Annotated in this window: 14 protein-coding genes; 9 read left to right on the top strand and 5 right to left on the bottom strand. The window is 76.3% G+C overall.

All coding sequences use genetic code 11. The annotated features are described in order from the left end of the window. The first annotated feature begins 3 nt into the window (after positions 1-3). The 9 genes from lepB (ACZ1IK_RS03840) to ACZ1IK_RS03800 all read left to right on the top strand — a co-directional run bounded on the left by lepB (ACZ1IK_RS03840) (position 4) and on the right by ACZ1IK_RS03800 (position 7,724). Entirely contained in the window at positions 4-747 is a 744-nt protein-coding gene (gene lepB / locus ACZ1IK_RS03840) for a signal peptidase I (protein ID WP_256836518.1), read from the top strand. Continuing rightward, positions 744-1,343 (top strand): signal peptidase I, encoded by a 600-nt coding sequence (lepB, locus tag ACZ1IK_RS03835; RefSeq protein WP_256836520.1) that lies wholly within the window; start codon positions 744-746, stop codon positions 1,341-1,343. The genes lepB (ACZ1IK_RS03840) and lepB (ACZ1IK_RS03835) overlap by 4 nt, the downstream gene beginning before the upstream one ends. Continuing rightward, on the top strand, positions 1,340-2,092 hold the full coding sequence (locus ACZ1IK_RS03830; protein ID WP_256836522.1) for a ribonuclease HII: 753 nt from the start codon (positions 1,340-1,342) through the stop codon (positions 2,090-2,092). The genes lepB (ACZ1IK_RS03835) and ACZ1IK_RS03830 overlap by 4 nt, the downstream gene beginning before the upstream one ends. 116 nt (positions 2,093-2,208) lie before the next feature. Beyond that, complete coding sequence (locus ACZ1IK_RS03825; RefSeq protein ID WP_002853817.1) at positions 2,209-2,532, top strand: DUF2469 domain-containing protein; 324 nt, start codon at positions 2,209-2,211, stop codon at positions 2,530-2,532. A 134-nt stretch (positions 2,533-2,666) separates the two neighbouring features. Beyond that, positions 2,667-3,086: a YraN family protein gene (locus ACZ1IK_RS03820; RefSeq protein WP_036312824.1), complete on the top strand. Its 420-nt coding sequence runs from the start codon at positions 2,667-2,669 to the stop codon at positions 3,084-3,086. Beyond that, positions 3,083-4,687, top strand: coding sequence for a YifB family Mg chelatase-like AAA ATPase (locus tag ACZ1IK_RS03815; protein WP_206480821.1), 1,605 nt, complete (start codon positions 3,083-3,085; stop codon positions 4,685-4,687). The genes ACZ1IK_RS03820 and ACZ1IK_RS03815 overlap by 4 nt, the downstream gene beginning before the upstream one ends. Continuing rightward, positions 4,684-5,952 carry a DNA-processing protein DprA gene (locus ACZ1IK_RS03810; protein WP_256836525.1) on the top strand — a complete coding sequence of 423 codons (1,269 nt, stop codon included), beginning with the start codon at positions 4,684-4,686 and terminating at the stop codon, positions 5,950-5,952. The genes ACZ1IK_RS03815 and ACZ1IK_RS03810 overlap by 4 nt, the downstream gene beginning before the upstream one ends. Before the next feature lie 57 nt (positions 5,953-6,009). Beyond that, positions 6,010-7,050: a tyrosine recombinase XerC gene (locus tag ACZ1IK_RS03805; protein WP_158183690.1), complete on the top strand. Its 1,041-nt coding sequence runs from the start codon at positions 6,010-6,012 to the stop codon at positions 7,048-7,050. 170 nt (positions 7,051-7,220) lie between these two features. Beyond that, positions 7,221-7,724 carry a DUF3145 domain-containing protein gene (locus ACZ1IK_RS03800; RefSeq protein WP_256836531.1) on the top strand — a complete coding sequence of 168 codons (504 nt, stop codon included), beginning with the start codon at positions 7,221-7,223 and terminating at the stop codon, positions 7,722-7,724. 28 nt (positions 7,725-7,752) lie between these two features. On the opposite strand, the gene fabF is transcribed toward ACZ1IK_RS03800, so the two are convergent. The 5 genes from fabF to ACZ1IK_RS03775 all read right to left on the bottom strand — a co-directional run bounded on the left by fabF (position 7,753) and on the right by ACZ1IK_RS03775 (position 12,796). Then, on the bottom strand, positions 7,753-8,997 hold the full coding sequence (gene fabF / locus ACZ1IK_RS03795; protein WP_256836533.1) for a beta-ketoacyl-ACP synthase II: 1,245 nt from the start codon (positions 8,995-8,997) through the stop codon (positions 7,753-7,755). A 176-nt stretch (positions 8,998-9,173) separates the two neighbouring features. Further along, positions 9,174-9,419 carry an acyl carrier protein gene (locus ACZ1IK_RS03790; RefSeq protein ID WP_010078906.1) on the bottom strand — a complete coding sequence of 82 codons (246 nt, stop codon included), beginning with the start codon at positions 9,417-9,419 and terminating at the stop codon, positions 9,174-9,176. Between the two features lie 61 nt (positions 9,420-9,480). Then, positions 9,481-10,533: a beta-ketoacyl-ACP synthase III gene (locus ACZ1IK_RS03785; protein WP_060974029.1), complete on the bottom strand. Its 1,053-nt coding sequence runs from the start codon at positions 10,531-10,533 to the stop codon at positions 9,481-9,483. Between the two features lie 32 nt (positions 10,534-10,565). Further along, positions 10,566-11,489: an ACP S-malonyltransferase gene (locus ACZ1IK_RS03780; protein WP_465098340.1), complete on the bottom strand. Its 924-nt coding sequence runs from the start codon at positions 11,487-11,489 to the stop codon at positions 10,566-10,568. A gap of 104 nt (positions 11,490-11,593) precedes the next feature. Then, positions 11,594-12,796: a PucR family transcriptional regulator gene (locus ACZ1IK_RS03775; RefSeq protein WP_060974030.1), complete on the bottom strand. Its 1,203-nt coding sequence runs from the start codon at positions 12,794-12,796 to the stop codon at positions 11,594-11,596. Positions 12,797-12,886: the final 90 nt, after the last annotated feature.

Genomic DNA, 12,886 nt, shown 5'->3' with positions numbered 1-12,886 from the left:
CCCATGCGCACCTCGGAGCCCCGTGACCCCCGCCGGTCACGGGGCTCCGTCGCGTCCGGGGCCGGCTCCTCCTCGGGCCCGACGGCGGCCCCCGCCTCCGGCACGAGCCGCTGGTGGGCGTGGCTCGGCCTGACCGTGGTGGCCGCCGTCGTGGTGGCCGCGGTGCTGCGAGCCCTCACCGGCCCCGTCTACCTCATCCCCTCCGGGTCGATGGAGCCGACCCTGCAGCCCGGCGACCGCGTGCGGGTGGACGCCGCCGCGGCCGGCGGGCAGGGCCTGCACCACGGCGACGTGGTGGTGTTCGACGGCGCCGGCAGCCTGGCGCCGTACCGTTCGGCCGGATCGCTCGAGCGCGGCCTCGAGGACGTCGCCCGGTGGTGGGGCGTCGGCGCGGCCGAGGACGTCTTCGTCAAGCGCGTGCTGGCCCTGCCGGGGGACCGCCTCGAGTGCTGCGCCCCGGACGGCCGGCTGCTGCGCAACGGCGAGCCGCTGGACGAGCCGTATCTCGGCAGGCCCGTGACCGCAGACGAGCCGGCCGCGGCGGGGACCTGGTCCTTCGAGGTGCCCGACGGGCGCATGGTCGTCCTGGGCGACCACCGCGCCGCCTCCCGGGACTCCCGCGCACTGCTGGGCGCCCCCGGCGGCGGGCTGATCCCGCTCGAGCGGGTCGAGGGCCGGGCCGCGGAGGTCGTGTGGCCCCTGTCCCGCCGCGGGACCATGGACGCCCCCTCCGGGGACACGCCGTGACGGGGCGCCGCACCGCGCTGATCGCGGCCGCCGTGACCGTGCTCGCCTGCGTGCTGGCGTGGGCCTTCCTGGCGCGCATGTACGCCATCCCGTCCTCGTCCATGGAGCCCGGGCTGCGGGCCGGCGACCGCGTGGTCGCCACGCTGCTCACCCCCGATCCGTTCCCGGTGCGCCGCGGTGACGTGGTGGTGTTCGAGGACACGAAGGGCTGGCTGCCCGGGGGCGGCCACGTGATCAAGCGGGCCGTCGGGCTGCCGGGGGACATCGTCTCCTGGACGCCCGGCGAGGAGACGCTGCGCGTGAACGGGGTGCCCGTGGAGGAGCCGTACCTCGCGCCGGGGGAGACGCCCGCGCAGGAGGCGTTCGAGGTGACCGTCCCCGCGGGGCGGCTGTGGGTGCTCGGCGACCATCGCTCGGCGTCGGCGGACTCCCGCGCGCACCGCGCCGGGCCCGGGGGCGGGTTCGTGGCCCTCGACGACGTGGTGGGCCGCGCCCGGTTCGTGGTCTGGCCGCTGGACCGGGTCGGCGGCGCCGGCGCCGACCCCGACGCGTTCGCCGCCGTGCCGGACGCGCCCGTGCCGGAGGCTCGCACGTGACCGTCCGTCGGGGCGGCGGCCGGCCGACGGTGCGCGCCGGTCTGGACGTCGAGGCGGGGCTGGCCGCGCCGGTCCTCGCCGCGCGGGGAGTGGACCGGGTGCTGGTGGCGGGCATGGACGAGGTGGGCCGGGGCGCGCTGGCCGGGCCCGTCGTCGTCGGGGTGTGCGCCGCGTGGCTGCCCGCCGCGGGGCAGATCCCTCCGGTGCGCGACTCCAAGGCGCTCACGGACCGACGCCGGCGCGCCCTGGTCCCGCAGATCGAGGACTGGGCGGCCGGGGTGGCGCTCGGGGAGGCCGGCCCCGCGGAGATCGACGCGCTCGGGATCTCGGCGGCCCTCGGCCTCGCCGGGCGCCGGGCGTGGGCGGCGCTGTGCGCCGCGGTGGGGCAGGAGCCGGTCGCCCTCGTGCTCGACGGCCGGGACGACTGGCTGAGCCGCTCCGATCCCGACGCCGGCCCCGCGCCCGCGCCGCGCCCGCTGCCGCCCGAGCCCACGATGCTGGTGCGGGCCGAGGACCGGTGCGCGACGGTGGCGGCCGCATCGATCGCCGCGAAGGTGGCCCGCGACGACGTCATGATCGCCCTCGACGCGGCGCACCCGGGGTACGGATGGGCCGGGAACAAGGGGTACGGCTCAGCCGCGCACCGGGCCGCCCTGGCCGAGCGCGGGGCGAGCGAGCAGCACCGGCGCAGCTGGAACCTCGGGCTGCCGGGCGCGCCCGCGCAGGCGCCGCCCACGCTGTTCGACTGAGCCCCCGGGGCCGGGCGAGGCCGCCCGTTCGACGTGCGACCCCCGGACGGGGGAGGATGGAGGCCGTGCGTGCCCGGACTGTCGCGGGTGCGCGGCGAACACTGAGGAGGCATGTCATGAGCGCAGACGACGTCGAGGACTTCGAGGCCGAGGCCGAGCTGCTGCTCTACCGCGAGTACCGGGACGTGGTGGGCCTGTTCCGCTACGTCGTGGAGACCGAGCGGCGCTTCTACCTCGCCAACGACGTGCGGCTGACGCCCCGCCAGGCGGACGGGGACGTGTTCTTCGAGATCCTGCTCGAGGACGCCTGGGTGTGGGACGTGTACCGCACGCAGCGGTTCATCAAGCGCGTGAAGGTGCTGACCTTCAAGGACGTGAACATCGAGGAGCTGCCCACCGAGGACCTGACGGTCCCGCCGGACGGCCAGCTGCCGAGCTGACCCACCCCTGAGCGGTCCAGAGGACGGGACGCCGACGTCCACTCCTGCACAGGCGTCCGGCCCCGCACAATCCCCGCCGCCGCCCACCCCGCGGCCTCGCCCGGGACCACCCTGGTGCCCAGGAGGTGGTCGGGATGACGGGGACCGCGGAACAGATCGGGGCGCAGCCGCCCGGAGAGAGGCGCGCCAGCCGCGCGCACACGGCGCTGGGCCGGTTCGGTGAGGACGCCGCCGCGCGCTGGCTCGCCGAGCGCGGCTACGTGATCGCCGACCGCAACTGGCGGGGCGAGGCCGGAGAGCTGGACATCGTGGCCCACCACGCCGGCTGGTGGGTGGGCGTCGAGGTGAAGACCCGCTCGGGCCTGGCCTTCGGCGATCCGTTCGAGTCGATCGACCGGCGCAAGCTCACCCGGCTGCACCGCCTCACCGCGGCGTGGGTGCGGGCCCACGCCGCGGACCGCCGGGGAACGCCCTGGCGCGTCGACGCCGTCGCCGTGCTGGTGCCGCGCACGGGAGGGATCCGCTTCGATCTGCTGCAGGACGTGCGGCCGTGAGCGGCATCGGACGCACCCGCTCCATCACCCTGGCGGGTCTGCGCGGGGAGGTCGTGCACGTCGAGGCGGACATCGCCCAGTCCCTGCCCGGGTTCACCCTCCTCGGCCTGCCGGACCAGGCGCTGCAGGAGAGCCGGGATCGCATCCGCTCCGCCGCGCGCAACGCCGGACTGCCCCTGACCCGGCGGCACCTGACCGTGAACCTGCTGCCGGCGGGGGTGCACAAGCGGGGCGCCTGCCACGACCTGGCGATCGTCCTGGCGGCCTACGCCGCGGACGGGCGGGTGCGGAACGTCGAGGGACCCGTGTTCCTGGCCGAGCTCGGCCTCGACGGCGCCCTGCACCGCTCGCCGGAGACCGTGGCGATGGTGATGGCCGCCGTCGACGCGGGGTGCTCCGAGGTGGTCGTCGCCGAGGATGCGGAGGCCGAGGCCCGACTGGTCCCCGGCGCCGAGGTCCGCGGCTTCGCCCATCTGCACGACGTCATCCGCGCCTTCGGCGGGGAACCGGACGGAGAGCCGCCCCACCGCCCGGCCCGACGGCAGGTGACAGCCCCGGAACCGGAGCCGGCCCGTGCGGTGCCCGACCTCGCCGAGGTCGCCGGACAGGCCGAGGCCCGGTTCGCGCTGGAGGTCGCCGCTGCCGGCGCCCACCACCTGCTGCTCATGGGCGCCCCGGGGGCGGGCAAGACCATGCTCGCCGAGCGCCTGCCCGGAATCCTGCCGCCCCTGGACCGGCGCACCGCGCTCGAATGCGCTGCCCTGCGCTCTCTCCGCGGCGGCGACGCCCGTGTCCGGCGCAGGGGCGGGACGTCCCAGGGGTTCGACGGTGACATCGACCGGACCCCGCCGTTCGAGGCACCCCACCACTCGGCGTCCCGCTCGGCCCTCGTGGGCGGCGGCAGCGGCCTCGCCCGGCCGGGGGCGGCCTCCCTCGCCCACGGCGGCGTGCTGTTCCTGGACGAGGCCCCCGAGTTCGAACGGCGCACCCTCGAGGCGCTGCGCCAGCCCCTCGAGTCCGGGGAGGTGCTGCTGCACCGGGCCCTCGGCGCCGTCGTCTACCCGGCCCGGTTCCAGCTCGTGCTGGCCGCCAATCCCTGCCCGTGCGGCAAGGGCGGTGGCACGGGCGTCGAGTGCCGGTGCAGCGTGCCCGAACGCCGCCGCTACGCCCAGCGGCTCTCCGGGCCGCTGCTGGACCGCGTCGACCTGCAGGTCACCGTGCGGCCCGTCGAAGCGCGGCAGCTCACGGGGGCGCCCGCGTCCGAGACCACGTCGCAGGTGGCCGCCCGGGTCGCCGCGGCCGCCGACCGCCAGGCCCGGCGCTGGGCCACCGCCGCCGAGCGCGGGCTCGCCCCGTCCGGGCTGCGCCGCAACGCGCACGTCCCCGCCGGGGTGCTGCGGCACGGCCCGTACGCCGTGCCCCGGGCGGCCCGCCGGCCCGCGGACGACGCCGTCGACCAGGGCCTGCTGAGCGCGCGCGGCCACGCCCGCGTCCTGCGCCTCGCCTGGACCCTGGCAGACCTGCGCGGCGCCGAACGGCCCGCACCCGAGGACACCGACGTGGCACTCACGCTGCGCCACCAGAACGAGGAGGACGCATGACCACCTACGTCACCCCGGCGGCAGACCACGTCGCCGGGCCGCGCCGGCCGGACGCCGCCCGGCTCGCCCGCGCCGCCCTGACCCGGCTGGTCGAGCCCGGGGACGCGCTCGCGGTGCAGACCGTCACGGCGCTGGGGCCGGAGCGGGCGCTCGCCCTGCTCACGGGCCGGGAGACGATCCAGCCCGCCGAGCGCGATCTGCTCGCCGATCTCGCCGGCGCGCCCGACACGCTGCCCCGGCGCTGGGCCGCGGGGCTGGCCCGCTGGGCGCCCCGGGCCGCCCGGCTGGAGCCGGAGCGTGACCTCGTGACTCTGCACCGGCTCGGGGGAGGCCTGCTGATCCCCGAGGACGACGCCTGGCCCGCCGCCCTGGCGGACCTGGGCGAGGAGGCGCCCCTGGGCCTGTGGTTCCGCGGCTCCGGAACGCTGCCTCCCGCGGACCGGATGCTCGCCGTCGTCGGCAGCCGGGAGGCGACCGCGTACGGACGGACCGTGACCGCCCGCTGCGCCGCCCACGCCGTCCAGCAGGGCGCGTGCGTGATCTCCGGCGGTGCGTACGGCATCGACGGCGCCGCCCACCGGGCCGCGCTGCAGGCGCCCGCCGCACCGGAAGACGCGGCGGATCGCGACGGCGTCCCGCCCACGGTGGCGGTGCTGGCCGGCGGCCTCGACCGGTTCTACCCGGCCGGCCACGAGGACCTGCTTCGCGCGGTGATGGCCGCCGGGCTGCTCGTGTCCGAGATGCCGCCCGGTGCGAGTCCCACGCGGTACCGGTTCCTGCAGCGCAACCGGGTCATCGCCGCGCTCGCGGGGGCCGTGCTGGTGGTCGAGGCGCGCTGGCGGTCGGGAGCGCAGAACACGGCGGGCCACGCGTTCGGCCTCGGCCGCGAGGTGGGCGTGGTCCCCGGCCCCGTGACCTCGCCCAGCTCCGCCGGCTGCCACCGTCTGCTGCAGGAGAGCCCCGCCCGTCTCGTGACCACCGAGCAGGAGGCCCTCGCCCTGCTCGGTCAGGGGCCCGCCCGGAGCGGCGGCGCGGGCGGGAGGGCCTCTACCCGGGCAGCTCCCGAGCCCGCCGCGCGGCCCACCGACGGGCTCACGATGGAGGAGGCCCTCGTCCACGAGGCGCTGCCCCTGCGCCAGGCGGTGCCCGTGGATCGGATCACCGTCAGCGCCGGGCTCGCGCTGCCCACCGTCCTGGCCTGCCTGTCCCGGCTGCAGCGGGCGGGCCTGGCCGAACGGGTCGAGGACCGGTGGCGGCGGGGATGACCTCCGGCCGCGTGCTCCCGGGCGGCGCCGCCCTGGGGCGGATGGCAGAGTGGGGGGATGGCCCCGTCGTCCTCCGCCCGTCCCGCCCCGGTCCCGCGCGCCCCCTCGCCCCGGGACACGGCCTGGCTCGAGGCGTTCGAGGAGCACCTGCGCCACGAGCGGAACCGCAGCCCCCAGACCGTGCGCGCGTACCTCGCCGATCTGCGCGCCCTCATCGACCACGTCGCCGGCACAGCCGGCACCTCGGGGACGCCCGCAGCGGACGACGACGCCCCCGCCCGCCACGCGCCCAGCGCACCGGACGTCCTCGCCGAGCTGGACATCGAGGACCTGCGCGGCTGGCTGGCGGCCATGAGCGGGGCCGGCCTCGCCCGCGCGACCCTGGCCCGCCGGGTGGCCGCCATCCGCACCTTCACGGCCTGGCTGCGCCGGGAGGGCCTGCGCTCGGACGACCCCGCCCTGCGGCTGCGCTCGCCCCGACCCGAGGGGACGCTGCCCCACGTGCTCCAGGAGCAGCAGGCGAGGCGGCTCCTCGCGGCCGCCCAGGAGCGTGTGGACGACGCCGCCGCGGGCGACGATCCCGTCGCCCACGCGCTGGCCCTGCGGGACGCCGCCCTGCTCGAGCTGCTCTACGCCACCGGCGCCCGGGTGGCCGAACTCTCCGCCCTCGACGTGGACGACCTCGAGGCCGGCCGCGGCGTCGTCCGGCTGACCGGCAAGGGCGACCGGCAGCGCACCGTCCCCTACGGCGCACCCGCGGGCCGCGCCCTCCAGGCGTGGCAGCGGCTCGGTCGCCCCCGCCTGGCCCGGCCGGACTCCGGCCCCGCCCTCTTCCTCGGCGCGCGCGGCGGCCGGCTGGGGGTGCGCCAGGCGCGCACCGTCGTCGACCGGGCGCTCGAGGGCCTGGGGGACACCGCGGCCCGCGGGCCGCACGCGCTGCGCCACACGGCCGCGACCCACCTCCTCGACGGCGGCGCCGACCTGCGCAGCGTGCAGGAGCTGCTGGGGCATGCGTCCCTGCGCACCACGCAGGTCTACACGCACGTCTCGATCGATCGCCTCCGCGAGGGCTACCGGCAGGCCCACCCACGCGCCTGACGCCTCCCCGGAGCACCCCCGGCCCGTCCCCTGCGCCGCCACGACACGCAGGGCGCCGCGCCGCCTCGTTGCCGGCCCGGCATCCCTGGTGCACAATGGCCCCAGGATCCACCGGAGCCGCGACGTGGTCGTAGGGGAAGACGCACCGCATCGCACACCCGGAGGCATCCATGACCAGCACCCATACCCGCGGCGTGGTCCACATCCTCTCCGCCCCCACCGCCCTCTGCCCCCACGTGGAGTGGGCGCTGAGCTCCGTGCTCGGCCCCGCGACCTCGGTGGAGTGGGAGGGTCAGCCGGTCGCGCCCGGCCAGCACCGCGCCGAGGTGCACTGGACGGCGCGCGCCGGCACCGGCGCGCGTCTGGCCTCCGCCCTGCGTGGCTGGCCGCACCTGCGCTTCGAGATCACGGAGGAGCCGTCCGCCGGGGTCGACGGCTCGCGCTGGTCCCACACCCCGGACCTCGGCATCTTCCACGCCACCACGGACGTCTCCGGCAACATCATGGTCTCCGAGAACCGCATCCGGTACGCCTACGAGGCCGGCGCGGGCGACCCCAGCGTGCTGATGCACGAACTCTCCCTCGCGCTCGGCGAGGCCTGGGACGATGAGCTCGAGCCGTTCCGGCTGGCCGCCGCCCACGCCAACGTGCGCTGGCTGCACCGCGCCGTCTGAGCCTTCGCCCGGCCGGCGGCGCTCCGGCTCAGACGCTGCGGAACACGGCCACCGCGTTGTGGCCGCCGAACCCGAACGAGTTCTTCACTGCCACGCGCGGCCCCTCGGGCAGGCGGGCGGGGGAGCCGGTGACCACGTTCAGCGGGATCTCCGGGTCCTGGTGGTCCAGGTTGATGGTCACGGGCGCCTGGCCGTGGTGCACGGCGAGCACCGAGAGGATCGACTCGATCGCGCCGGAGGCGCCCAACAGGTGGCCGGTCTGGGACTTCGTGGCCGAGACCTGCACCTGCTCCAGGTGATCCCCGAACACGGCCCGCATGGCCAGGTACTCCGGCGCGTCGCCCTTCGGTGTGGACGTCGCGTGGGCGTTCACGTGGCACACGTCCTCGGGGGTGATGTCGGCCGACCTCAGTGCGGCGCGCATCGCACGGGTCGCGCCCAGGCCCTCGGGCTCGGGTGCGGTGATGTGGTGGGAGTCGGAGCTGACGCCCGCGCCGGCCAGCTCGGCGTAGATGCGGGCGCCGCGGGCCTTCGCGTGCTCCTCCGACTCGATCACCATGACGCCGGCGCCCTCGCCGAGGACGAAGCCGTCGCGGTCCACGTCGTAGGGGCGGGACGCGGCCTGCGGGTCGTCGTTGCGCTTGGACAGCGCCTGCATCGCGGCGAACGCGGCCATCGGCAGCGGGTGCACGGCGGCCTCGGCGGCGCCGCAGATCACGACGTCGGCCTGGCCGGAGCGGACGAGCAGCAGCGCGGTCTCGAGCGCCTCGGTGCCGGCGGCGCACGCGGACACCACCGTGCGGGCGCCGGCACGGGCGCCGAACTCGAGGGAGAGCGCGCCGGCGGCGCCGTTGGGCATGAGCATCGGGACGGTCATGGGCAGCACGCGGCGCGGGCCGCGCTCGCGCAGGGTGTCCCAGCCGTCCAGGAGGGTCCACACGCCGCCGATGCCGGTGCCGAAGGCCACGGCGAGCCGGTCGCCGTCGACCTCCGCGCCCTCGAGGCCGGCGTCCTTCCAGGCCTCGCGCGCGGCGACGGTCGCCATCTGGGTGGCCGGGTCCTGGCGCTTCTGCTCCACCTTGGAGAGGACCTCGGAGGTGGGCACGGTCAGCTCGGCCGCGAAGGTGACGGGCAGCTCGTACTTCTCCACCCAGTCGTGCTCCATGGTGCGCGCACCGGAGACGCCCTGCAGGGCGTGGGACCAGAAGGTGGGCACGTCGCCGCCGATGGGCGTGGTGGCGCCGAGGCCGGTGATCACTGCGGTGCGGGTCATGGGTCTGCTGCCTCTGGGTCTCGAGTGGGGATCGGGCGGAGGGGTGTCGTCGGCACGACGCGCGGCGCGCGCCGGGGTGCCGGAAGTCGAGGGTGTCGGGCGCCGGGGGCGCTCACACGCCCCCGGCGCTCACCGAGGGGACGGGGCGGGCCGGGCCCGCCGCCGTCGTGGGCCGATCAGGCCTGGGCGCCGTCGATGAAGTCGACGGCGTCCTGGACGGTCTTGAGGTTCTTGACCTCCTCGTCCGGGATCTTCACGCCGAACTTGTCCTCGGCGTTGACCACGATGGTCATCATCGAGATCGAGTCGATGTCCAGATCGTCCGTGAAGGACTTCTCCGGCTGCACCTCGGCGGTGTCGAGGCCGGTCTCCTCGTTCACGATCTCGGCGAGGCCGGCGAGGATCTCTTCCTTGGAAGCCATGGGGCGTCTCCTTCGGTAGGGGTGTGGGGTGTACGTGGACAGTGAATCAGACGGCGCCGCCTCAGGGGAGACGGACCACCTGGGCGCCGTAGACCAGCCCGGCGCCGAAACCGATCTGCAGGGCCAGGCCGCCGGAGAGCTCGGGGTTCTCCTCCAGCAGACGGTGCATGGCCAGCGGGATGGACGCGGCCGACGTGTTGCCGGCGTCCGCGATGTCCCGGGCCACGACGACGGACTCCGGCAGCTTCAGCTGCTTGGCGAACTCGTCGATGATCCGCATGTTGGCCTGGTGCGGGATGAACGCGGCGAGGTCCTCGGGCTCCACGCCCGCGGCGTCGAGGGCCTCGCGGGCCACCTTCGCCATCGACCACACGGCCCAGCGGAAGACGGAGGGCCCGTCCTGGCGCAGCGTGGGCCAGAGCATCCCCTCCGCGCCGGTGATCGCCGAGGCGTCGCCCGTGGTGCGGGCGTGCTCCACGGCATCGCGCAGCTCCAGCTGCGAGTGCGTCATGGAGATCGTGGACCAGCGCTCCCCGTCCGAACCCCACACCGAGGGGGAGATGCCCGGCTCGTCCGCGGCCGACACGATCACGGCGCCCGCGCCGTCGCCCAGCAGGAAGGAGATGGAACGGTCCGTGGGATCCACGACGTCGGAGAGGCGCTCGACGCCGACCACGAGCACGTGCCGCGCGGTGCCGGAGCGCACGAGCGCGTCGGCCTGGGCCACGCCGTAGCAGTAGCCGGCGCACGCGGCGGAGACGTCGTAGGCGGGCGCCGGGGTGGCGCCGATCTCGTGCGCCACGAGGGCCGCGGCCGAGGGGGTGGCGTGCGGGAAGGTGACGGTCGAGACGATCACGGCGTCCAGGTCCGAGCCCTGCAGGCCGGCCCGCTCGAGGGCCTCCCGGGCGGCGCCCACGGCCATGACGGGCACGGTCTCCTCCGCCGTGGCGCGCTGGCGCGTGACGATGCCGGTGCGCTGGCGGATCCACTCGTCCGACGAGTCGATGGGGCCGATGAGGTCCTCGTTCGGGACCAGGTTCGCCGGGTGGTAGGCGCCCACGGCCACGATGCGGCTGGCCGCGGGGCGCTCGTGCTGCTTCAGGGTGACGGTCATGGTGCCTCTCTCTGCCGGGCGGTGCGCGGGGTTCAGGCCGAGTGCTCGGCCAGGAACGCCCGCGCGGCGTCCAGGTCCTCGGGGGTCTTCACGGCGAGCTGCGCTGTGCCCTTGAGGCCGCGCTTGGCCAGTCCGGTCAGTGTGCCACCGGGCAGCAGCTCCAGGACCCCCGTGACCTGCCGCGCGGCCATGGTCGCCATGCACAGGTCCCAGCGGACCGGGCGGGTGACCTGGTCCACGATCCGGGCGAGCACGTCCGTGCCGGACTCGACGGTCTCGCCGTCCCGGTTGGACAGCAGGGGCAGGCGCGGGTCCGAGGGGGAGAGGCCGGCGACGTGGGTCGCGAGGTCGTCCACGGCGGGGCGCATGTGCTCCGTGTGGAACGCACCGGCCACCTTGAGCGGGATCACGCGGGCGCGGGCGGGGGCGGACCCGGCGAGCGCGCCGAGGGCCTCCGCTGGGCCGGCGGCGACGATCTGGCCGGCGCCGTTGACATTGGCGGGCGTCAGGCCCGCCGCCTCGATGGCCGCGAGGACCTCGTCCTGGTCCCCGCCCACGACGGCGGCCATGCCCGTGGGCGTGGCCGCGGCGGCCCGGGCCATGCCGGCGGCGCGCACGCGCACCAGGGAGAGGGCCTCGGCGGGGGACAGCACGCCGGTGACGGCGGCCGCGGTGATCTCGCCCACGGAGTGGCCGGCCACGACGGTCGACTCCGGTGCGGCGGCATCCGCCTCGAGGGCCGCGGCGGCCACGAGGCCGGCCGCCACGATCAGCGGCTGGGCGACGGCGGTGTCCTTGATGGTCTCCTCGTCCGACTCAGTGCCGTGGCGGATCAGGTCCACGCCCGCGGCGTCGGAGAGGGATGCGAGCAGGTCGCGGGTCCCGTCCAGCTCGAGCCAGGGGGCGAGGAAGCCGGGCGTCTGGGACCCCTGTCCGGGGCACACGATGGCAAGCATTGCTCCATCGTGTCAGGATCGGCCGCCAGCCCGGGCAGATCGCGCCACGAAGCACGGCGAGTGGGTTTGGAGGGTTTCTACAAGTGGGGGGGCGCCGCCCCGGCTCAGTCCGAGCCTGTCCCGGTCGTCGGCCGCGCCCCCGCGAGCCGGCCCAGGGTGATCGCGGTCTGCAGGACGTACGCGTCGCGAGGGACCAGCGGGTCCCAGCCGGTCACCTCGGCCACCCGCTTGAGGCGGTACCGCACGGTGTTCGCGTGGACGAACAGCTCGCGGGCCGTGCCCTCGAGCGAGTGGCCCAGCGCGCCGTACGCGTCCACGGTCTCCAGCAGGGAGGTGCCGGCGTCGGCCAGGGGCGTGAACACCCCGTCCACGAGGGCCTCCCGGGCCGTGGGGTCGCCCAGCAGCGCCCGCTCGGGCAGCAGGTCCTCCGCCGGGGTGGGCCGGCTCGCCCGGGGGTGGGCGGCCGCGGCGCTGAGCCCGGCGAGGGTGTGCCGCGCCGAGACGTGCGCCGAGACCAGCGAGTCCACGACGGGTCCCACGATCACCGGTCCCGGCGCGAACCAGGGCGCGAGCGCCTCGCCCACCGCCCGCGCGTCCCGCACCGAGCCGACCACGAGGACGAGCCGTTCGGACTGCACGCCCACGAGCAGGTCGCAGTCGAGCCTCGCCGCGGCCCGCCGCAGGTCCGGGATGAACGCGGGCTTGTCCTGCCCCGGGGCGAGACCCGCCATGACCATCACGTCGTGGTCCCCACGCCAGCCCAGCGCGGTGGCCCGGTGCCGGATCTCGTCCGGGTCCTGCCCGCGCAGCACCGCGTCCAGCAGGACCGACTCGAGCCGCGAGTCCATCGCTCCGCGCATCTCCGCGGCCCGGGCGTACACGTCTGCGAGCGCGAACGCGACCTCGCGCGAGTAGTGGAGGATGTGCTCGCGGACGGGCGCCTGGTCGCGCTCGGCCAGCAGCTCCGGCACCCGCGTCTCGACGACGTCCACCATCGTCCGGATGAGCTGGAGGGCCCGCTGCAGCGAGATCGCCCGGGTGAGATCGGTGGGCGCGGGCCCGAAGACGTCCTGCAGGACGTGGCCCGTGGAGGTGGGCCGCTCGAACCACGTGAGGAAGCCCTGCAGGGCGCGCTGGGCCACGAGCCCGAGGGCGCTGCGCTCGTCCGGGGTGAGTCGGCGGTACCAGGGCAGGGTGGCGTCCAGCCGCTGCAGCACCGCCGTGTTCAGGGCCCCCAGGTGGCTCCTGAGGCGGGCCAGCCCGTCGGTGCTCACGGGGCGAGGGGCGGCGGGGCGGGGCTCGGGCATGCGCTTCATCCTAGGCGCGTGTTGTGGGGTTCCTACAGCGACGACGCCGGCCGCTCGCCTCCCTGGCGGAGGCGAGCGGCCGGCGTCGGG

The organism is Micrococcus sp. CS26, assembly GCF_055522295.1.
The sequence above is the reverse complement of the archived record's forward strand: the minus strand, read 5'-3'. Positions and strand labels throughout refer to the sequence as shown.

Excerpts from the sequence above, each read along its gene's own strand:
- lepB (WP_256836518.1), top strand. The coding sequence starts at position 4 with ATGCGCACCTCGGAGCCCCGTGACCCCCGCCGGTCACGGGGCTCCGTC.
- ACZ1IK_RS03825 (WP_002853817.1), top strand. The coding sequence starts at position 2,209 with ATGAGCGCAGACGACGTCGAGGACTTCGAGGCCGAGGCCGAGCTGCTG.
- ACZ1IK_RS03820 (WP_036312824.1), top strand. The coding sequence starts at position 2,667 with ATGACGGGGACCGCGGAACAGATCGGGGCGCAGCCGCCCGGAGAGAGG.
- ACZ1IK_RS03810 (WP_256836525.1), top strand. The coding sequence starts at position 4,684 with ATGACCACCTACGTCACCCCGGCGGCAGACCACGTCGCCGGGCCGCGC.
- ACZ1IK_RS03805 (WP_158183690.1), top strand. The coding sequence starts at position 6,010 with ATGGCCCCGTCGTCCTCCGCCCGTCCCGCCCCGGTCCCGCGCGCCCCC.
- ACZ1IK_RS03800 (WP_256836531.1), top strand. The coding sequence starts at position 7,221 with ATGACCAGCACCCATACCCGCGGCGTGGTCCACATCCTCTCCGCCCCC.
- fabF (WP_256836533.1), bottom strand. The coding sequence starts at position 8,997 with ATGACCCGCACCGCAGTGATCACCGGCCTCGGCGCCACCACGCCCATC.
- ACZ1IK_RS03790 (WP_010078906.1), bottom strand. The coding sequence starts at position 9,419 with ATGGCTTCCAAGGAAGAGATCCTCGCCGGCCTCGCCGAGATCGTGAAC.
- ACZ1IK_RS03785 (WP_060974029.1), bottom strand. The coding sequence starts at position 10,533 with ATGACCGTCACCCTGAAGCAGCACGAGCGCCCCGCGGCCAGCCGCATC.
- ACZ1IK_RS03780 (WP_465098340.1), bottom strand. The coding sequence starts at position 11,489 with ATGCTTGCCATCGTGTGCCCCGGACAGGGGTCCCAGACGCCCGGCTTC.
- ACZ1IK_RS03775 (WP_060974030.1), bottom strand. The coding sequence starts at position 12,796 with ATGCCCGAGCCCCGCCCCGCCGCCCCTCGCCCCGTGAGCACCGACGGG.